Source organism: Leclercia sp. GLN_9 (assembly GCF_043105735.1).
Taxonomy (GTDB): domain Bacteria; phylum Pseudomonadota; class Gammaproteobacteria; order Enterobacterales; family Enterobacteriaceae; genus Enterobacter; species Enterobacter adecarboxylatus.
Genome location: NZ_JBICLV010000032.1, coordinates 41,145 through 62,998, shown reverse-complemented (window position 1 = coordinate 62,998; position 21,854 = coordinate 41,145). Strand labels below are relative to the sequence as shown.

Annotated in this window: 4 protein-coding genes; all 4 read right to left on the bottom strand. The window is 63.1% G+C overall.

Features of this window, described 5'->3' with window-relative positions; translation table 11 throughout:
* Nucleotides 1-393: 393 nt before the first annotated feature.
* The 4 genes from ACF8PE_RS19355 to ACF8PE_RS19340 all read right to left on the bottom strand — a co-directional run bounded on the left by ACF8PE_RS19355 (nt 394) and on the right by ACF8PE_RS19340 (nt 21,406).
* Nucleotides 394-1,563 carry an HlyD family efflux transporter periplasmic adaptor subunit gene (locus tag ACF8PE_RS19355; RefSeq protein ID WP_103792627.1) on the bottom strand — a complete coding sequence of 390 codons (1,170 nt, stop codon included), beginning with the start codon at nt 1,561-1,563 and terminating at the stop codon, nt 394-396.
* Nucleotides 1,564-1,573: 10 nt separating this feature from the next.
* Nucleotides 1,574-3,766: a type I secretion system permease/ATPase gene (locus tag ACF8PE_RS19350; protein ID WP_392495188.1), complete on the bottom strand. Its 2,193-nt coding sequence runs from the start codon at nt 3,764-3,766 to the stop codon at nt 1,574-1,576.
* On the bottom strand, nt 3,763-5,163 hold the full coding sequence (locus ACF8PE_RS19345) for a TolC family outer membrane protein (protein WP_032613346.1): 1,401 nt from the start codon (nt 5,161-5,163) through the stop codon (nt 3,763-3,765). Before ACF8PE_RS19345 ends, ACF8PE_RS19350 begins: the two co-directional genes overlap by 4 nt.
* A gap of 76 nt (nt 5,164-5,239) precedes the next feature.
* Complete coding sequence (locus tag ACF8PE_RS19340; protein WP_392495187.1) at nt 5,240-21,406, bottom strand: BapA/Bap/LapF family large adhesin; 16,167 nt, start codon at nt 21,404-21,406, stop codon at nt 5,240-5,242.
* Between the last annotated feature and the right edge of the window lie 448 nt (nt 21,407-21,854).

Genomic DNA, 21,854 nt, shown 5'->3' with positions numbered 1-21,854 from the left:
GGCTGAAAATCGACGAAGCGTTTCCGTAAGGCCGGGGCGAGGCGAAGGGACGCGCCGAGAGGGCATAGCCTGCAGGGATGCAGGCTGGTGCCCGACCCGAAAGCCTGGAGGAATAAGCTGAGTGCACCGCGAAGCGGCGATTTTCTTTGCCGGGAGCCGGGATTGTGAAGGGGGCGGCGGCGAGCCCCCTTCGCACGTTCACGGGTGACGGGGCCGACAGAGAAGCGCAGAACGTAAGGTGAACGGAACCGCCACCTGAGCCGCATGTTCCCCTCACCCCAACCCTCTCCCCATAGGGGAGAGGGAGCCGACCGTGCCAATATCTCCTCTCCCGGAGGAAGAAGGGGCCGATCGTGCCGATATCTCCTCTCCCTCCAGGGAGAGGAAGAAATTCTACCGCTCCCGCAGCGCCTCTTTCGCCCGGTTAAACGGCTTGATCATATAGTCCATCACCGATTTCTCGCCGGTCTTGATATCCACCGTGGCAATCATCCCCGGCACAATCGAGAAGTGTCTGCCCGCTTTGTTGACCAGGTAATCCTGGCTGGTGCGGATAAACACCCGGTAATAGAACACCTCCGGTTTGGCTTCATCCTGGATTGTGTCCGGCGAGATGGTCTCCACCACGCCGTCCAGCCCGCCGTAGATGGCGTAATCGTAAGCGGTGATCTTCACCAGCGCCTTCTGGCCGGGATGGATAAAGGCGATATCCCGGGGCGACAGGCGGGTTTCAATCAGCAGGTGATCGTCTACCGGCACAATCTCCATCATCTCGCCGTTGGGCGGGATAACGCCGCCGATGGTGGTCACCTTAATGTTCTTCACGATGCCGCGCACCGGGGAGGTCATGGTCAGACGGGTGACCGAGTCCTCACGCCCCTTCAGCACCGCAGAGAGCATATCCACTTCCGCGTTGGATTTGGACAACGCCTCCCGCGCCTGGACGTAATACTGCGAACGCAGGTCGGTCAGCTTCAGCTCCAGGTCGCTCTTCTGGCGCTGCAAGCGCAGGGCTTCGACGTGGCTGGCGGCACCGGTTTTCACCAGCCGCTGGGTGATCCCAAGCTCCGTGTTCACCAGTTCCAGCGCCTGGCGCAGCTCGCGCCGGGAGTCTTCCAGCTGCTCGCGGCGGGAGTTGTAGAGCCGGGTTTCAGCGGCGATCAGATCGGTCCATTTCGCCAGTTCAGGCGGGAATACCAGCGGCTGATCGTTCACCTCTGCATGCAGACGGGCGCTGGAGGCGAGCGAAGCGCGGTAGCGGGCAGCGCTCTCACCCACGTTGGATTCAGAGCGGGTCGGGTCGAGACGGGCCAGCACCTGCCCGGCCTGCACCTGGTCCCCCTCGTGGACCTTGAGTTCTGCCAGGATCCCACCGTCGAGCGACTGTAATACCTGCTCGCGGGAGCTGGGGATCACCTTCCCGGTGCCGGTGGAAACCTCATCCAGAATGCTGTACCACGCCCACACCCCGGCGACGACAAACAGCAGCAGGCTGATTAACACAATGCTTCTGGCCCCGGTATAACCACTCTCGGAGCCGAGGGCGTTATCCAGGTCGTCCATCGCGGCGGCATCATGCTGATTGATTTTCATTTTTCCACTCCCGGCCATTCGCCTGCTGTTGCTGCTGCATCCGGCTGTTGCTCAGCGCCTGGGCTTTCGGCGCATCCATCACCAGCATTCCCTCTTTTAGCACCACCACGCGCTCCACCAGCTCCAGCATCGGCACGCGGTGGGTGGCGACGATCAGGGTGCGATTGCCCAGCCACTGGCTCAGGCGCTGGATAAACTCGCGTTCGGTGTGTTCATCCAGCGAGGCGGTGGGTTCGTCCAGCAGGACGATGTTGGGATCGCGCAGGAACATACGCGCCAGCAAAATCGACTGACGCTGGCCGCCGGATAGCCCGACGCCGTTCTCCATAATCTGATGGTCCAGCCCCTTCGCCAGCTTCTGCACGAAGGCGGCCGCGCCGCACATCTCCAGCACGGCAAAAATCTCGTCGTCGGTGGCGCGCGGCATCCCGAGCGTAATGTTCTCCCGCAGGGTGCCGTAAAACAGCCGCGCGTTCTGGCTCATCAGGCCGACGTTGCGGCGCACGTCCGCCATGTCGAGATGGGGCAGGCTGAGGTTGTCGAGCCGCAGCTCGCCGCCCACCAGATCCATGCTGCCTACCATCGCCTGCAACAGGGTTGATTTGCCCGCGCCGTTACGGCCCAGGATCGCCACGTGCTCGCCGGGTTTGATCTCCAGCCGGTTGATGCGCAGCGCCGGGTTCTGCACGTCGCCGCCGTAGGCAAACTGCGCCTGTTCGAAGAGGTAGTGACCGCGCAGCACGTCCTGGCGGATCGGCGTCTCTTCGCGTTGGTTCTCGGTGGGGAGCTGCATAATGTTGTCCAGCCCCTCTTTAGCCGCTTTGACCTGCTGCCAGCGGGCCAGCACGCCGCACAGGGTAGCCATCGGCGCAATCATCCGCGAGGCCAGCATCGAGGCCGCCACCACTGCACCGGTGGTCATTTCCCCTTCGATCACCATCGGGGCACCCACCACAATCACCGCGGTGTAGACCAGGCTCTGAATGGTCATCCCCCAGCTGATCAGACCCTGGGTCAGCTCGCGGGTCTTCAGGCCGGACTCGGCGGTGATCTGAACGTAGCTATTCCACTGTTGCAGGAAGCGGTTCTCGGCCTGCATCAGCTTGATGTCCTCCAGCCCCTGCACGCTCTCCACCAGTACGGCGTTGCGCAGGGTGGATTCATGGGCTGCCTGCTTCGCCAGCGACGCCAGCTTTTTCTGCAGCAGCAGGCCCGGCAGCACCATCAGCACCGCCGCCACCGGGGCGATCCACGCCAACTGAGGGGCGATGATGGCCAGTACCCCGACAAACAGGAAGAAGAAGGGCAGGTCAACGATGGTGGAGATGGTGGATGAGGTCACCATCACGCGGATCTGCTCCAGCTCGCGCAGCTGAGAGATAAAGCTGCCGGTGGAGCGGGGCACCGCGCTGTTGCGCAGGCGCAGGGCGTGACCGAACACCCGGTCCGAGACGCGCAGGTCGGCCCGTTTCCCCAGCAGATCCATAATGTGGCTGCGGGCGAGACGCAGAATAAAGCCGAACAGGGTGGCAATCAGCACCCCAATGGTCAGGACGTACAGGGTGGGGTAGGACTGGGCGGGGATCACCCGGTCATAGACCTGCATCGAGAACAAAATCCCGGCCAGCGACAGCAGGTTGATGAACAGCGCCGCCAGCATCACGTAGGTGTAGGGGCGCAGGTCGCGCATCACCAGCCGGTAGAGCCAGTCCGGGCGGTATTTTGAGATATAGGCATCCACGCGGCTGTCTTTTAACGCCGCCAGCGGACGCAGGGCCACCACCTGATGAATGGCGGGTAACATCTTCGCCAGCGAGATGCGGTTGGTCTGCGCCTTGCCGTCGAAGAAGCAGACGTCCAGCATATCTTCGCCATCGAAGTGCTCGATCACACCGATCTTGCCGTCATTAAGCTCGACCACCACCGGCAACCGCCAGCTGTTGATCGACTCCTGGCCGTTGTTCAGCAGCTTAAAAGAGAGCCCCGCCTCGCGGGCCAGCCCGGTCAGGGCCGGGGTTTTACTCTTTCCCTGTAGCCAGGGTGCGCCCGCCACCAGCGCCCCAGGGGAGCAGGCCACCCGGTAGCGGGTGGCGACATAGCCAAACGCCTGCGCCCAGTGTTCCAGCGCCTCCTGCGTCAGCGGCTCCTCGTGAAGGATATCGTCTTGCTTCATGGCTGGATCTCCACTGACTGAATCGTGTGGTTTTCAAGGTCGAAGGCATTGCGCATCCGTCCGGTGTTATACAGGCAGTTGATCTGCAGCTGGTGCAGTTGTCCGGCGGTTTGCCACTGGGTGAAGCGGGCCTGGTAGACCTCCTGCTCGGCGTTCAGTACGTCCAGCAACGGGCGGGAGCCGAGATCCAGATACTGCTGCTGATAGAGTTCGCGGGTGCGCTGGCTGAGGGTCTCCTGGCGGGACTGGATCTGCAGGGTGCTCATCAGGCTCATCACCTGGCTGCGGGACTCCTGCAATTTTTGCCGCACGTCCAGCCGGGTGCGCTGCACGTTGGACTGCGCCGCCTCCACCGCATGGCTGGCGGCGTTACGCCGCGCGTTCAGGCCGCCGCCCTGGTAGATGGGCATCTCGACGTTAACCGACACGTTGTACTGGGTTTTATCCAGCGTATCGTGGCCGGGATAGCGATTGTTAATGTAGTGGCGCACCTCCGGCTCCAGCGAAATGGTCGGGGTCATCTGGGCGTTGGCGTAGTCCAGATTAGCCTGCGCGACGTTGGCCTGCGCCCAGGAGGAGAGCACCGCAGGCACCAGCCGGTCATCCGGCTCCTTAATGTCGCAGCTGCGGGCCAGTTTCTCCGGGAAAGTGTTGCTGACCGCGTTGAGGTTGCTCCAGCCAAGATTGCTCATCAGCGTGGCGCGGGCGCTGTCGAGATTAGCCTGATACTGCATCAGCTGCGATCGTGCCCCTTCGATACGGGCGTCGGTCTGCACCACATCGGAAAGCGAGGTGGCCCCTTCGTCATTACGCTGGCGCGTCAGTTTGCCGATGCTACCCAGCGCCTCAAGCTGCTCTTCGGCGGTATCCACCATTTGCTGCCACATCTGCACCTGCACCAGCGCGGTGGCGGTATCCCGGGCGATGGTATCAATGCTCAGCAGCACATTGGCCTGCTGTGCCACCACGCCCGCGTCTTCGGCGCGCACCTGGCTGGCAACCTTGCCAAAGTCATAGAGCATCTGGGAGAGGGAGAGCACCACGGAAGGGGTAAAACCGGTATCGCTGGAGTTGTTACTGTAGCCGTTGTTAATACCGGCGCTGATCTGCGGGTAGTACTTCGATTTGGCAACATCTACCTGCTGTATCTGTTCGTAGAGTTTGCCCACCGCTTCGCGAATGGTGGGGTGCCAGTTAACGGCACGTGTCACCGCATCGCCCAGGGTTAAGGTGCCGGGCGCGGCCTGGCTTGTCGGCAATGCAACCCGTCCATTCAGAGAGGGCAGCTCCTGATTTTCATTTAATTGCCCAAAACTAATGACCGCAGGGGAGTCGGCGGCCAGGACCTGCCCGGACAACAGGCAGCACCCCAGCCACCAGCAAGGTACTTTGTTCATGGCATTATCCCTAAAAAACTGAACAACTTTATAATGTTAAGCCCGGGCGACGTGCGCCCGGGTCTTGTTATTAGCCTTAGCTGGTGATGATGTGTTGTTGGTTAACCAGTTCCTCGTAAGTTGTCTGAACGTTATCCAATGTTACCAGTGTAGTATTGGTGTAAATATTTGCCGCTCCGTCTCGGTCGACAGAGATCACGGTATTGCCATTGCTGTTGGTAACGTGCAGATAGTTACCCAGCGTTGCGCTTTGACCGTTCCAGCCCACCAGCAGATCGCTGATGTCGATCTTGTCTCCCTGCGCCAGCGAGAAGTTGGTCCAGTGATCATTGCCCCCGTTGCCCGCCGTGCCGTTACCTGCCGTGTTGTTCAACACCTCGTAAATCAGCGTGTCGCCATAGGCGCTACCGGTGAAGGTATCGTTATGCTCGGAGCTGACGAACTTCGGTGCCATATCAATGGTCAGGGTCGCGGTATCGGAGGTGCCGTTATCGCCGGTCAGTTTGTAGGTAAAGGTCTCCTTCGTGGTCATCGAGGCCAGCGAGACGCCGCTGTTCAGGGTGTAGGTGTAATGCCCGTCCACGCCGATGGTCAGCACCCCGTAATGCCCCTGAACCGTGGCGGTCGCCGTGGCGGTGGTGTACGGATCCAGCGTGGTGACGGTGCCGGTATAGCTGGTGATGCTCAGACGGCTGTCCACCGAATGGAGCTGATCCAGCACGCCGCCCGAATCCGAGCCGTCAAAGATATTGCCGGTGACGGTGTGGCCCGCCGTGGTCAGCTCATTGTTCAGGAACACGGTCGTCCCGGTGACGTACGGCGTGATGGAGATGGCGCCTACCCCCAGTGGCCCCATGGAGCCGGTAAAGCTCAGGGTGTAAGTCCCCGCGTCCAGATCCAGACCCGCGACGTTGATGGTGGCAACGCCACCCAGCAGCAGACCGCCATTGAAGGAGCCGCTTCTGGAAACCCCCGCCCCGGTAATGGTCCAGTTCACGTTCAGGCCGCCCAGCGTCAACAGTGAGGCGACGTTGAAGTGGAGCACGACGTCATGCAGGGCGGTGTTGGCCGCCACCACAAACTCGCCGCTGCCTCTGCCCGTGGTAGGGGCCAGCAGGGCGGCGTTCCAGGTCGCGTTACCCACCGTATCATCCCGATAGGCCGCCACAGGGTGGGTCGCATCCACGCTCAGCGTATCGCTGACGTCGTTGACCGCATCCAGCGCCACCGGCGTTGGGGTGATGTTCAGCGAGGCGGTGTCCTTATCGCCATTCGGTGCCGTCACGGTATAGACGAAGGTGTCCGGCGTGCTGATCAGGTCGGCCCCCACCCCGGCCCGCAGGGTGTAGGTGTATTTGCCCTGCGCGTCGATCAGCAGGGTGCCGTACTGCCCCTCAATGCGGGTGGTGCCCGTGGCGTTCACGTCAACGCCGTTCACCTGGGTGACGAAGGTGCCTGCTGGCACAATGTCACTCTGCAGCACGTCGCCGGTCGTCGCGGCGGTGGTGCTGGTGACGGCATAAACATGATCTTCCAGGATGTTGATCTGGTAGCCGGTCAGGGCGGTGATCCCTGAGACGGTGTTCATCAGGAAGATGTATTCCCCTGCCGGCAGGGTCAGCGTCAGCGGCGCTGAGGTGCCGCCCAGCAGCGGCGCACGCAGCCAGCCTGACTCGGTGCGCATCCGCTCATAGCTCTGGGTCGCCGGGTTGAACTTGTAGATATAGAGGTCTAACACCGACGCAAGGGCAACCCCGCCAACAGACCCCTGAATGGTCATGGTGCGGGTGGTGCCTTCCTGCACGCTGTACTTCATCGTCTCGCTGCGATCGTCCAGCAGGTTGAGATTCAGCACGTTACCCAGGTTGACGCCCACCACGGTAAAGCCGCTCTGGCTCGATGGCCCGTAGTCGATAGCCTGCACCTGCGTGTTGAAGGTCAGTGCAGCGGTATCGTCCACTGCCGTCACGCTGTTGCGCACCGTGTTTTCACCCAGGGTGATCACCAGACGGGCGTCGTCCGTGGCCCCTTTCCCGGCGATGTTGTAGGTGAAGGTGTCGGTCCGGCCCAGCACCGAGGCGCTGGTGTTGGTCAGGGTGTAGGTATAGCTCCCGTCAGTATGCAGGGTCAGGGTGCCGTACAGCCCGTTGATGGTGGTGCCCGCCGCACCCGCTGCCACGTTGACGGTGACGCCGTTGGCGTTGGTCACGCTGGTGACCACCGTGCCGTTCGGGGCGCTGTCGCTGCCGCTCACCGGATCCACATCGGTGATGACGTTGCCGTTTTGCACCAGCGTGCCGGTCAGGGTGCCCGCGGTGGTTTGCGTGACGTCCACATCAAGGCTGGTGTACGACCCGGTCGCCAGCAGGTTGGAGTTGTAGCTCAGCACGCGATACTGCCCGCCCGGCAGGCCGGTCAGGTTCAGCGTCACGCCGCTGGCCCCGAGGGTCAACAGGTTAGCGAACTGCGGCAGGCCGGTATCCACTTCTGTGGTCCAGGTGGTGCCGTTCCAGCGCTGAACGATGATCTCCAGAGTGTTGAGCAGGGAGAGGACAATGCCGGTGGCGCTGGCGTTGATCTCCATATCCGCGCTACCGCCGGTCGGTACGCTGAAGGTTACCTGGGCCGAGTTTTCCCCCAGCAGCGACAGCACGTTGCCGACACCGCCCACCAGCTGCACGCCATAGTCACTGTACTGGGCAGTGCTGACGGTGGCGTTGGTGGTCAGGGCCAGCCCCACCACGTTGTCACTGGCCGACAACGGCAGGTTTGGCGCAATCACCGTGCCGGTGACGGAGGTATTACCCGCCGCATCGGTGGCCGACAGGGTGATCCGCTCCCCTTCGGACTGCTTATCGGTGAAGGTGTAGCTCCAGTTGCCCTGCGCGTTAGCGGTGGTGGTCACTACGCTGTTATCGCTCAGCAGCAGGGTGATGGTGCTGCCCGCTTCGGCAGTACCGCTCAGGACGCTGCCGTCGGCGTTGAAGGTCCCCTGCGGGGTGCCCGGCGCAACGGTATCCACCACAATCGAACTCAGCGGCGTCACGGCGCTGGTGCCCGCCGCATTGCCTGCGGTGGCGGTAAAGGCGTGAGGGCCATTACTCAGCGGCACGGTTGGGGTCCAGGTCCAGACCCCCGCGCTGTTGGTGGTCACCGTGGCTAACAACACGTTGTTGTCATACAGGGTGATGGTGGAGGACGGTTGCGCGGTCCCGGTCAGGGTTGGGGTGGTATCGTCCGTGCTCTGCCCGTTCAGCAGGTTGCCGATGATGCTGCCCACGTTGTCGTTCACGCTGGTGATCGCCGGTGGGTTTGGCACCTGCGAGTACGGCATCCGCAGATCCACCGTCAGCCCGGCGTTACCGGCCCGGTCGGTGGCAAAGACGTGCAGCAGTTCGGCGTTAACCTGTGGCGTGGTGAGCGTGATGCTGAACTTCCCGGTGGCGTCAGCGACGCCGGAGCCCAGCACCGTCACGTTGTCAGTGCCGAGAATGGTCACGGTACTGCCCGCCTCGGCGGTGCCGTTAACCTGGCCGCCGCTGTTAAGCACGGTGAAGCCGCCCGGCGCGCCCGGCGCTACGGTATCGACGATGATGGAGGTCACCGGCGATGCCGCGCTGAGATTGCCTGCCGCATCGGTGGCGGTAGCGGTGAAGTTATGCACCCCGTCGGTGAGGGTGGTGGTGGTCTGCGCCAGCGTCCACTGGCCCTGGGCGTTCGCCGTGACCTCGCCCACCAGAGTGGTGCCGTCGTAGATGCGAACGGTTGCACCGGCTTCGGCTGTGCCGTTGAGGGTCGGACGGTTGTCGTTAGTCGGATTACCGTTGAGTACCGGACCCTGAATCGAGCCGACGTCATCCACCACCGAGGTGATGACAGGCGCGCCCGGGGCGGTAGCATCGAGGTTAAGGTTAAAGCCAGCGGTTGGCAGGCTCACGTTGCCCACCGCATCGGTGGCGGTCACCGTCAGGGTGTGCTGTCCGTCTGCCAGCGGCGTCGTTGGGGTAAAGCTCCAGGCGTTGTTAGCGTCGGCCACCACGCTGCCCAGCAGTCGATCGCCGTCGTAGACGTTCACCGTAGCGCCAGCTTCCGCCGTGCCGTTCAGGGTCGGTCTGGCATCGTTGGTCAACTGACCGCTGGTGAGCGACACCTGGGTGCCGACATCATCCACCACCGAGACCAGAACCGGTACTGCTGGCGGCTGGGTATCTACCGTCAGGCTGAAGGTCGCAGAAGGATCGCTGCTGTTGCCTGCCGCATCCGTCGCCACCGCCGTAAAGTTGTGCTGGGCGTTGGTGAGCGGCGTGGTCAGCGGGATCGTCCAGTTGCCGTTGGCATCGGCAGTGGCGGTACCCAGCAGGGCCTGGCCTTCAAAGATCTGCACCCGGGCATTCGGTTCGCTGGTGCCGGAGAGTACCGGCAGGGTGTCGTCGGTGCGCTGACCGCTGGTGAGCGCACCCGTAACAGAACCGACATCATCCTGAGCCAGGGCGATGACCGGCGCGACCGGTTTAAGGGTATCCACAATCACCGTGAAGCCTGCCGAGACCTCACTGAGGTTGCCTGCCGCATCGACGGCAGTGGCGGTGAAGGTGTGGCTGCCATTGTCCAGTGCGTTTTCGGGTGTGAAGGTCCAGTCGCCTGCGGCGGTGGCCTGCACGGTGCCGAGGGAGACGCCATTGTTATAGACAGTCACCGTGGCGTTAGCGGCGGCTCTGCCCGACAGGGTTGGAGTGGCATCGTCGGTGACCTGACCGGAGGTGGTGAGTGGGGTCTGGATCGGGCCAACGTTGTCGGCGGCCGCGACAATGGTCGGTGCCGCGGGTGCCAGCGTATCCACCGTCAGGGTGAAGGCACCGCTGACAGGACCGGTATTCCCGGCGGGATCGGTGGCCGTCAGGGTCACGCTGTGCAGCCCGTCCTCGATGAGGGTGTCAGGCGTAAAGGTCCAACTGCCCGACGCATTCACCACCGCGTTGCCAATCTCCTGCCCGTCGACAAGAACGCGAACCGTGGAGCCAGCTTCACCGGTGCCGGTAAAGGTTGGACGGTTGTCGTTGGTGATGCCGCCGTTGTTGATCGCGCCGGTGATGGTCCCAACATCATCCACCACGCTGGAAAGCACCGGCGCCAGTGGGGCAACGGTATCCACGTTCAGCGAGAAGGCCGGAGAGGTGCCCGAGACGTTACCTGCCGCATCGGTAGCGTTGACGCGCAGCGCGTGCGCCCCCTGAGCCAGATCGCTGGTTGGAATAAAGCTCCAGCTACCGCTGGCGTTGACCAGCGCGGTGCCGATTTCGATACCGTTATCCAGGATGTGCACGGTGCTGCCCGCTACGCCGGTGCCGGTCAGTTCTGGCCGGGCATCGTTGGTGAGCTGGCCGTTCACCAGCGGGCCGGTATTGCCTGCCACGTCGTCATTAACGCTGACCAGCACCGGGGTGGCCGGTGGGGTCATATCGACGGTCAGAATATACTCCCCGGAGAGCGGGCTGACGTTACCGGCGGTGTCGGTTGCGATGGCGGTAAAGCGATGTTCGCCTTCAGCCAGCACCGTTGTTGGTGTGAAGCTCCAGATGCCGCTGGCGTTGGCCAGCACGGTGCCGAGCAGGCGGCTGCCTTCGTAGATGGCGACGCTGCTGCCCGCTTCCGCGCTACCCGACAGGGTTGGGGTGTTGTCGTTGGTGAACCCGCCGCTGGCGACGTTACCGGTGACCGGGCCGACGTCATCGTTGGCACCGGTGATAACCGGTGTAGCCGTCACGGTATCAACCACCAGCGAGAACGGATCCGAGCGCAGGCTTTCGTTGCCCGCCGGATCGGTGGCGCTGAGGGTCAGGGTATAAGTGCCGTCGTCCAGCGCCTGAGGCAGGGTAAAGCTCCAGGCACCGGTGGCGCTCACCGGGACGCTACCAAGCAGGGTATCGCCGGAATAGACGTTAATCACATCCCCCGGCGTCGCCGTGCCGTTCAGTACCGGCTGGTTGTCGTCGGTCGGTCTGCCGCTGACCACCGATCCGGTGATGGTGCCCACGTCATCCACCAGGGTGCCAAACACCGGTGCAGCAGGTGGCGTCAGATCGATATTGACCGTCGCCGCTGGCGACTGGCCGCTGGTCTGGCCATCAACGGTGGCGGTCACGCTGAAGCTGTGGCTGCCTTCCCCAAGGGTCGAGACCGGGAATGTCCAGGCCCCGGAGGTGGCATCGGCAGTCACCGTGCCCAGCGCGGTGGTGCTGCCGTCCTGGTAAATGGTGACCAGGCTGCCCGGGATCGCCGTACCGGTGAGGGTCGGGGTGGCGTCGTTGGAGCTGCCGCCTTTGACGTTGACGTTACCGCCGGTGCCGTTGTCATCCAGGATGGCATCGATCGTCGGGACATCCGGCAGCGCAGGCGTGGCCGGGACGTCATAGGTTGCCGGGCCGCTGACGTTGCCCGCCGGGTCGCTGGCGGTCAGGGTGAGGGTCACCGCATCGCTTTGCGGCGGGGTCAGGGCCACGGAGAATTGCCCCTGCGCGTTGGTCACGGCGGTGCCCAACACCACGTTATTCGGGCCAGTGACCGTAATGGTGGTACCCGCTTCGGCGGTGCCGGTCAGCGGTGTACCGCCGGAAACGACCTCGGTAACCGCAGGCGCATCTGGTGCGTCAGTATCGATGACCACACTGACCGGGCCGCTTTGGCTGGTGTTGCCCGCCGCATCGCGCGCCACCACGGTGAGGGTATGCGTAGTATCGGACAGCGGCGTGCCGACCGGGATCGGCAGCGTCCACTGCCCCTGCGCGTTGACCTGCACCTCGCCAACAGGATTGCCGTCAACGGAGACGGTAACGGTGCTCAGCGGTTCGCCGGTGCCGCTCAGCGTTGGGGTGCTGCTATTAGCGTAGAGCGTGCCGTTGGCGAGGGTGCTGTCGGAGATCTCCAGCAGCTGCGGGATTGCCGGTGGCACGGTGTCGATGGTGAAGGCAAAGTTACTGCCCGCCTCGCTGACGTTCCCGGCGGCATCCATTGCTGCCACGGTGAGGGTCGTCGCGCCATCTTTCAGCACTGGCGTGGTGATGGTCCAGGTGCCGTTGCTGACCAGGCCGCGTCCCACTTCGATACCGTTGCTGTAGAGAATAACGGTGGTGCCGTTCTCCCCGGTGCCGGTGACGGTTGGGATGTTGCCGTTGCTGCTACTGCCCGCTGCGATATTGCCGGTGACCGGCCCAACGTTATCATCCACGCTGGTGATGACCGGAATGTCAGGCACGAGGCTGTCGACGGTCACGGTCATGGTGCCGGAAAGCTCAGAGACGTTGCCCGCCTCGTCGGTGGCAGTGAGGGTGAAGCTGTGCGACCCCTCGGCCAGCGGCGTCTCTGAACGCCATGTCCAGTTGCCGTTAATATCCACTACCACTTCGCCCACCAGCACGTTACCTGTGGTGGTCTGGTCGTAGATGCTGATCACGTCATCCGGTGTGCCGGTGCCGCTCAGCACCGGACGGGTGTCGTTGGTGGCGCCGTTATTGCCCACCGGCCCGGTAATGTCGCTGACGTTATCCGTCACCACTGGCAGACCCGGTGCGGTTGGGGCATCGGTATCGATGGTGATAGACACCGGCTGCGACGGGGCGCTCTCGTTGCCCGCGCCGTCACTGTTGGTCACGGTCAGGCTGAGGTCGTAGGTGCCATTTGGCAGACTTTCTGGCGGGGTCCAGGTCCAGGTGCCGCCTGGCTGGACGGTGGTTTCACCGATCGGGGTGGTGCCGTTGTAGATGGTAACGATATCCCCCTCATTCCCGGTGCCGCTCAGGGTTGGGGTGGTATCGCGGGTGCTACCGCCGCCGGTAAGGGCGATCTCTCCCGTGCCGTCAGGGTTGACAGTGATGTCCGGGATAGCCGGTGTGGCAGGGGCCACGTTATCCACCACCAGGTTAAAGGTGTTGGAAACGGCGGTATTGCCTGCCGCATCGCTGACCGTGGCGGTCAGGGCGTGCGTGCCATTACCCAGCGGGGTCGTCAGTTGGACGCTCCATGCCCCCGTCGCGCTGGTGGTGGCGGTGCCGAGCAGGGTGGTGCCTTCATAGAGGCTAATCTGCGCGTTGGCCGGGCCTGTTCCCCGGATCAACGGCAGGGTTTCGTCGGTAGGCTGGTCGCTGACCACGTCGCCCGTGACGCTGCCCGTGCTGTCCACGGCCAGGGTGATGACCGGGGCAACAGGCGGTACGGTGTCGATGGTGACGTTAAAGGCCGGGGAGGCCTCGCCGGTGTTACCCGCGGCATCCGTCGCCACGACGATGATCGCGTGCGGCCCCTCGGTGAGTGGGTCTTCCGGGGTGAAGCTCCATGTGCCACCTGTCCCTACCTGGGTCGTGCCGACTTCCACGCCATCCACCTGAATGCTGATGGTGGCCCCGGCTTCCCCGGTGCCGTTCAGAGTCGGACGGGTGTCGTTAGTGGCGGTGTTGTTCCCGATGATAACCGCGGTGCCGGAGAGATCGTTGATCACGGAGGTGATCGCCGGGGCGTCCGGGGCGGTGGCATCAACCACGATGCTCCAGCTGTTGGAAGCGGCGCTGGCGTTGCCCGTGGTATCCACGGATTGCGCCGTGAGTACGTGGCCGCCGTCAGGCAGCGCGGCGGTGAGCTGGATCTCCCAGGTGCCGCCCTCGCCGGTCTGCGTGGTGCCGATCAGCGTCGTGCCGCTATAGAGTTGAATCGTCGTGTTGGCAGGGCCGGTGCCGCGGATCAGCGGCGTTGCATCGTTGGTGGTTTGCCCGTCAGTGATGGTGCCGGTCACGCCGGGCACGTTGTCCACCACATCCACAATCACCGGGATGGCCGGAGGCGTGGTGTCCGGGGCGGCGATCTGGCCTTCCGCGCCGGTGTTTCCGGCTCTGTCGGTGGCGGTGACCGTCAGCAGTTCGCCGTTCTGTTTCGGCGTGGTAAGGGTGATGGAGAAGCTGCCGGTGTCATTGACCACCCCGGTGCCGATCACCGTGTTGCCATCGCGCACGGTGATGGTACTGCCTGCTTCACCCCGGCCAGTGAGGGTGCTGCCATTGTTAATGACCGTGAAGCTGTCCGGTGCGCCCGGGGCAAGGGTATCAACGGTGATGGAAGCCACCGGGGATGCCGCGCTGAGGTTGCCCGCCGCATCGGTGGCAATGGCGGTGAAGGTATGCTCGCCATCCTCAAGGGCGATGAGGGTTTCATCCAGCGTCCACTGTCCCTGATCGTTGGCGAGGGTCTCGCCTACCAGAGTCTCACCGTCGTAAATGCGCACGGTTGCGCCGGCTTCGGCGGTGCCGTTGAGGGTTGGACGGGTGTCGTTGGTCGGATTGCCGTTAAGCACCGGACCTTGCACTGAGCCGACGTTATCCACCACTGAGGTGATGAGCGGTGCGACCGGAGCGGTGGCATCGACGTTGATGACAAACCCTTCGTTAGGTGGGCTGACGTTGCCCGCCGCATCGGTGGTGGTCACCGTGAGCGTATGTTCCCCGTCAGCCAGCGGCGTCGTTGGGGTAAAGCTCCAGGCGTTGTTCGCCCCGACGGTAGCGCTGCCCAGCAGGGTGGTGCCGTCGTAAATGTTCACCGTGCTGCCCGCCTCGGCCGTGCCGCTGAGGGTCGGTCTGGCGTCGTTGGTCAGTTGGCCACTGGTGAGATCCACCGGCTCGCCCACATCATCCGTGACCGAGACCAGAACCGGCGCGTCCGGCAACTGGGTATCTATTGTCAGGGTGAATGGCGCGGACGGATCGCTGATATTCCCTGCCGCATCGATCGCCACCGCCGTGAAGCTGTACACATCATCGCTAAGCTCTGTATTTACTTCGATCGACCAGCTGCCATTGGCATTGGCGATGCCTTCACCGATCAGGGTCTCACCATTGAAAATCTGCACCCGGGCATTCGGTTCGCTGGTGCCGGTGAGCACAGGCTGTTGATCGTTGGTGGTGCGGCCGCTGGTGAGCGCCCCGGTCACCGGGTCAACATCGTCAATCGCCAGCGCGATCACTGGCGCGGTTGGTTTCAGGGTATCGACAATCAGCGTGAAGCCCGGCGAGGTTTCGCTGAGGTTGCCCGCCGCGTCAATGGCGCTGGTGGTAAAGGTGTGGCTGCCGTTGCTCAGGGCCGTGGTCGGGGTCCAGCTCCACTCCCCGGTTTCCGTGGCCTGCACGGTGGCGACCTGAGCACCGTTGTCGTAAATCACCACCGTGGCGTTGGCTTCAGCGGTGCCGGTTAACCCTGGTAAGGCGTCATCGGTGACCTGGCCGGAGGTGGTGATTGGCGTCTGGATAGGACCCACGTTATCGCTGATGGCGGTGAGCGTTGGGGCCGCAGGTGCCAGCGTATCGACCGTCAGAATAAACGGATCGCTGGCGGGACCGGTATTCCCGGCGGTATCGGTGGCGGTAAAGCGGATGCTGCGCGAGCCTTCTTCGAGCGCCGTCTCCGGGGTAAAGGTCCAGCTGCCCGAGGCGTTAACCACCGCGGTGCCGATCTCCTGATCATCGACAAGAATACGGATAGTGGCACCCACTTCGCCGCTGCCGGTAAAGGTTGGACGGGCGTCGTTAGTGACATCGCCGCTGTCCAGCGTGCCGGTCACCGTGCCGACATCATCCACCACGGTGTCCAGCACCGGTGCCGACGGGGCAGTGATATCGATAGTGATGTTGAAGACCGGCGAGGCGCCGGAGACGTTGCCCGCGGCATCGGTGGCGTTAACGCGCAGATTGTGTGGTCCTGAGGCCAGATCGGTAGATGGCGTAAAGCTCCAGTTGCCGCTGGCGCTGACCAGCGCGGTGCCGATCTCCACCCCATTATCCAGAATGTGAACCGTGCTGCCCGCCACGCCGGTGCCGGTCAGTTCCGGGCGCACATCGTTGGTGACCTGGCCGTTGGTCAGCAGGCCGGTATTGCCCGCCACATCGTCGTTGATGCTGGTGATCAGCGGCGTGGCCGGTGGGGTCACGTCAACGGTCAGGGTGTAGGAACCGGAGATCGGGCTGACGTTGCCCGCGCTATCGGTGGCGACGGCGGTAAAGACGTGCTGACCTTCCGCCAGCACGGTGGTCGGCGTGAAGCTCCAGGCACCCGTGGCGCTGGCGGTGACGGTGCCAATCAGCCTAATGCCGTCGTAGATGGCGACGCTGCTGCCCGCTTCCGCGGTGCCCGTCAGGGTTGGGGTGTTGTCGTCGGTGCTGCCGTTGTTGGCGACGTTGCCGGTAACCGGCCCGACATCATCGTTGGCCCCGGTGATGATTGGGGCGTCCGCAGTGGTATTCACCACCAGGGAGAAGGCTTCCGAACGCGGGCTTTCGTTCCCGGCCGGATCGGTGGCGCTGAGGGTGAGGGCATATGTGCCATCATCCAGCGGTTGGGCCAGGGTAATGCTCCAGGCCCCGGTGTTGCCCACCGTCGCGGTGCCGATCAGGGTATTGTCGGCGTAAAGGCTGATCACATCGCCCGGGGTCGCTGTGCCGGTGAAGGTCGGCAGGTCATCATTGGTAGGTCTGCCACTGACCACTATGCCGGTCTGCGGGCCAACGTCGTCCACCACGCTGCCAAACGTTGGGGCGGCCGGTGGGGTGAGATCGATATTGACCGTCGCCCCCGGAGACTGGCCGCTGGTCTGGTCGTCGACGGTAGCGGTCACGCTGAAGCTGTGGCTGCCTTCAGCCAGGGCATCTGAAATCGGGAACGACCAGGCCCCCGTCACTTCGTTGGCAATGACGGTGCCCAGCGCTGTGGTGCTGCCGTCCAGGTAAATGGTGACCAGGCTGCCCGCGATCGCCGTACCGGTGAGGGTAGGGGTGGCGTCGTTGGAGCTGCCACCTTTGACGTTGACGTCACCGGCGGTGCCGTTGTCATCCAGGATGGCATCGATAACAGGAACGTCCGGCAATTGTGGCGTCGGCAGGACGTCAAAGCTCACCGGATCGCTGGCGTTACCCGCCGGATCGCTCGCCACCACGTTCAGCGTGGTTTCGTTGTACTGCGGTGGGGTCAGGGCCACGGAGAACTGCCCCTGCGCATTGGTCACGGCGGTGCCCAACACCACGTTACCCGGGCCAGTGACCGTAATGGTAGTACCTGCTTCGGCGGTGCCGGTCAGCGGCGTACCGCCGGAGACGACCTCGCTGACCACCGGCGCGTCCGGGGCGTCAGTATCGACGACCACGCTGACTGGGCCGCTTTCGCTGGTGTTGCCCGCCGCGTCGCGCGCTACCACGGTGATGGTATGCGGATTATCGGACAGCGTTGTGCCGACCGGCAGCGGGAAGGTCCACTGCCCCTGCTCGTTGACCTGCACCTCGCCGAGAGGATTGCCGTCAACGGAGACGGTAACGGTGCTTAACGGTTCGCCGGTACCGCTGAGGGTCGGGGTGCCGCTGTTCACGTACAGCGTGCCGTTGGCCAGGGTGCTGTCAGAGATCTCCAGCAGTTGCGGGTTGCCCGGCGGCACGGTGTCGATGGTGAAGGTAAAGTCGCTTCCGGCGCTGCTGACGTTCCCGGCAGCATCCACTGCCGCTACGGTGAGGGTGGTCGCGCCATCCTTCAGCGCGGCCGTGGTGATGGACCAGCTGCCGTTGCTGACCAGCCCGCGCCCCACTTCAACGCCATTGCTGTAGAGGATCACCGTGGTGCCGTTTTCGCCGGTCCCGGTGACGGTTGGGGTGGTGTCGTTGGTGCTGCCGCCCGCGGCGATGCCATCCACGCTGCTAATCAGCGGGATCTCCGGAAGCTGGCTGTCAATGGTCACGGTAATGGTGTCCGACACCACCGAGGCGTTGCCCGCGGCATCGGTGGCGATGACGGTAAAGCTGTGCGACCCCTCGGCCAGCGGCGTCTCTGAACGCCATGTCCAGTTACCGTTGAGATCCACCACCACTTCGCCCACCAGCACGTTACCGTCCGCGGTCTGGTCGTAGATGCTGATCACGTCATCCGGTGTGCCGGTGCCACTCAGTACCGGACGGGTGTCGTTAGTCGCGCCGTTGTTGTCCACCGGCCCGGTAATGTCGCTGACGTTATCGGTGACCACCGGCACGTCAGGTTTATCCGGCGCGTCGGTATCGATAGTGATGGACACCGGCTGCGACGGGGCGCTCTCGTTACCCGCGCCATCTTTGTTGGTCACGGTCAGGCTGAGATCGTAGGTGCCGTTTGGCAGCCCGGCTGGTGGGGTCCAGGTCCAGTTGCCGCCCGGCGGAATGGTGGTTTCCCCGATTTTGGTGGTGCCGTCGTAGATGGTGACAATATCGCCTTCTGTCCCGGTACCGCTCAGGGTTGGGGTGGTGTCGCGGGTGCTGCCGCCGGAGGTGAGCGGCTCTTCTCCACTTCCGTCAGGGTTGACGGTGATCGCCGGTACTCCCGGAGTGGCCGGGGCCAGGGTATCCACCACCAGGTTAAAGCTGTCGGAGGTGGAGACGTTGCCTACCGCGTCTCTCACCGATGCGGTCAGGACGTGGGTGCCGTTAACCAGCGGGGTGGCAAGCTGCAGACTCCAGATACCCTCCGCATTGCTGGTGGTGGTGCCGAGCAGGGTGGTGCCTTCATAGATGCTGATCTGCGCATTCGCCGGGCCGCTGCCGTGGATCACCGGACGGGTTTCGTCAGTCGGGACGTTGTTACTTACATCCCCCTGCACGCTGCCGGTGTTGTCTTCGATCCGGGTGATCACCGGAACGTCCGGGGCGACAGTATCAATGGTCAGGGTAAAGGCCCCAGAAGCCGGGCTGCTGTTCCCGGCGGCATCTTTTGCCACCGTGGTGATCTCGTGCAGACCATCCGCCAGCGCCGTGGCTGGGGTGAAGCTCCACTCCCCGCCGTTGCCTACCTGTGCGGTGCCGATCTCTACGCCATCTACCCGAATGCTGATCGTCGAACCCGCTTCGCCGGTGCCGTACAGGGTCGGGCGGTTGTCGTTGGTGGTGCCGTTGTTGGCGATAGCTTCTGCGGTCTCAGGCAGATCGTTGATCACCTGGGAAATGGCTGGCGTGGCCGGTGGCGTAGCATCAAGGATGATGCTCCAGCTGTTGGAGAATTCGCTGCGGTTGTCATTGCTATCAACGGCTTGCGCCGTCAGGACGTAGCCACCGTCGCCGCTTAGCTCCAGCTCGGTGGTCCAGTTGCCGTTCTCATCCACTTCGGCACTCCCCACCAGGGCCTCGCCGTTGTAGATATTAATGGTCGCGCCCGGTTCGCCGGTACCCGTGATGAGCGGACGGGAGTCATTAGTGACCTGACCGTTGCCCACCACGCCGGTAAGGCCCTCTACGTCATCCACCACGCTGGTGATGAGCGGGGCCTGCGGCGGGGTGACGTCCGGTGCAGTCACACTGCCTTCCGGCCCGGTATTGCCCGCCGGGTCGGTGGCGGTGGCCACCAGTTCCTGTCCGTTCAGGCGCGGGGTGCTGAGGAGAATTTCGAAGCTGCCGTCAGGGCCGGCAACGCCTCTGCCGATGACGTCGTCGCCATCGCGAAGGGTGACGGTGCTGCCTGCTTCTGCCTTACCGGTCACCACCGTGCCTTCAGGATTGATCGCCAGATCGGTCGGTGCGTCAGGCGGGGTGACATCCCCCACCACGGTACTCACTGGCTGGCTCTGGTTTCCGGCGGCATCGGAGGCCACCACGTTGAGGGTATTCCCTTCGGTTTGTGGCTCGGTGAGAACCACGTTGTAGTCGCCATTGGCATCGGTCTGGCCGGTACCAATCACCGTTCCGCTACCGTTGGTGATAGTGATCGTGCTGCCTGGCTCGGCGGTGCCGATGACCTCGGTGCCGCCAGGGATCAGGCTGATGGTCGGCTGGTCCGGCGGGGTGCGGTCAATGGTAAAGTCAAACGGAGCGGAAGGGGCGCTGGTGTTGCCCGTCAGATCGGTCTCCGTCAGGGTGATGCTGTGCGCGCCATCCGCGAGAGGGGGCGCTGGGGTAAAGCTCCATTTGCCATCTTCCCCCACCGTGGTCTGGCCCACGGGCTGACCGTTGTCATAGATCGTGATGGTGCTGCCCACCTCGCCGGTGCCGGTCAGGGCAGGGCGGTTGGCATCGGTGGTTTGCCCGGCGGTAAGCACGCCCTGCACCGTCCCGGTGGTATCAGTGATCGTCACGCCAGAAGGGGCATTCGGGGCAACGGTGTCCACGTTAAAGCTGAATGCCGGTGAGGCCGGTCCGGTATTGCCCGCGCCGTCGGTGGCCCGGGTGGTGATTTGATGCGCCCCTTCGCCCAGGGCGGTGTCAGGGGTAAAGCTCCAGCTGCCGTCGCTGTTCACCTGCGCCGTGCCGATGGCGACGTCGTTATCGTAAATTGTGATGGTGCTGCCGGGTTCGCCGCTGCCGCTAAAGGTCGGACGGGCATCATCGGTGGTCTGGCCGCTGGCGAGCGTGCCGGTTACGCTGCCCACATCATCGGTAACGCTGTCGAGGGTTGGGGCTTGCGGGGGTGTCGTATCTACTGCGGTCACCGGGGTACCCGGTCCGGTATTGCCCGCCCCGTCAGTCGGGGTGACGGTCAGGGTCTCGCCATTGGTGTACGGCGTGCCCAAATCGACGGTGAACTCGCCGTTGCCGTTGGTCTGGCCTCTGCCGACCACATTCCCGTTGGCATCGGTGACGGTGATGGTGCTGTTGGCTTCGGCGCTGCCGCTAAGCTGAGTGCCATCTGCGGAGAATCTGAGGTTGCTGGCCGCGCCCGGTGGGGTAGTGTCGTTCGGATCGGTGCCTGGCTGCGTGGGGTTACCGCCGTTGCCGCCGTCACCATCCCCATCACCGCCGTTGCCACCGCCATTGCCATTATCGTCGTCGCTCCCGCCACCACCACCACCGCCGCCGCCACCTGCGGCCAGGGCAATGCCGCCTGCCACTGCCACGCCACCCAACGCCCACGGCCAGATCGCCGCCTCACCTGCCGACGCGGTGGTTGTTCCCGCCAGCAGGGCATCAATGGAGGCTATCGACTGGTAGCCCTCTGCCGCGACAGGATCGCCAATCCACCACAAGGCGCCGTTGCTTTCCTCCAGCACCAGTTGGCTGATCCCCTGATCGCCCGCGACAAAGAAGTTTTTGAGGGTGATGACTTCGCCATCATTCAGCTTAACGATCAGGTCGTTACCGCTGCGTTCGTAGCCGAGAATGTCGGCGCGTTCGGCATCGATTTTAACGATGGAGGAATCATTCAGCGTCACCTGAGACCCGTCTGTTACCCTTTCCACGTGCGTCAGTTTGGAGATGACAGTGATTTTACTCATGTGTATTACTCCCGGCAGAGTGCAATGAAATGGCGAGCGGTTTCAGCCATTTCTATTGAGCAGATTGAGCGCCACCCGTAGGGAAACTGTTTATTTGAAACAATGACCCAGGGTAATTATTTGAAAGTTATTCAGGGCTGCCGATAAATCGATGGTGGCAGCGACATTTTGCCCTTGATATTAAGGGGTAAGGCGATATGAGATATATTTCTCGGCGGTAAAATCCTTGTCTTTAATATTGGTAACAATTTCGTATTGACTGAATTTGATATAGCCATAAAGTGCTAAAAGCGCAACTTAAGCGCAGGTTAATAAAGGGTTAGTAGTGTTGAAGCGGTAATTGTTGTGCAGGTGAATTAAATGAGTCCAGGCGGGGTGCGGGTTGGCGTGATGGGCGAAGCGCTGAGTGGAGGCGTTCATTTTAAAGGTAATTTAAGGGGTTAGGAAT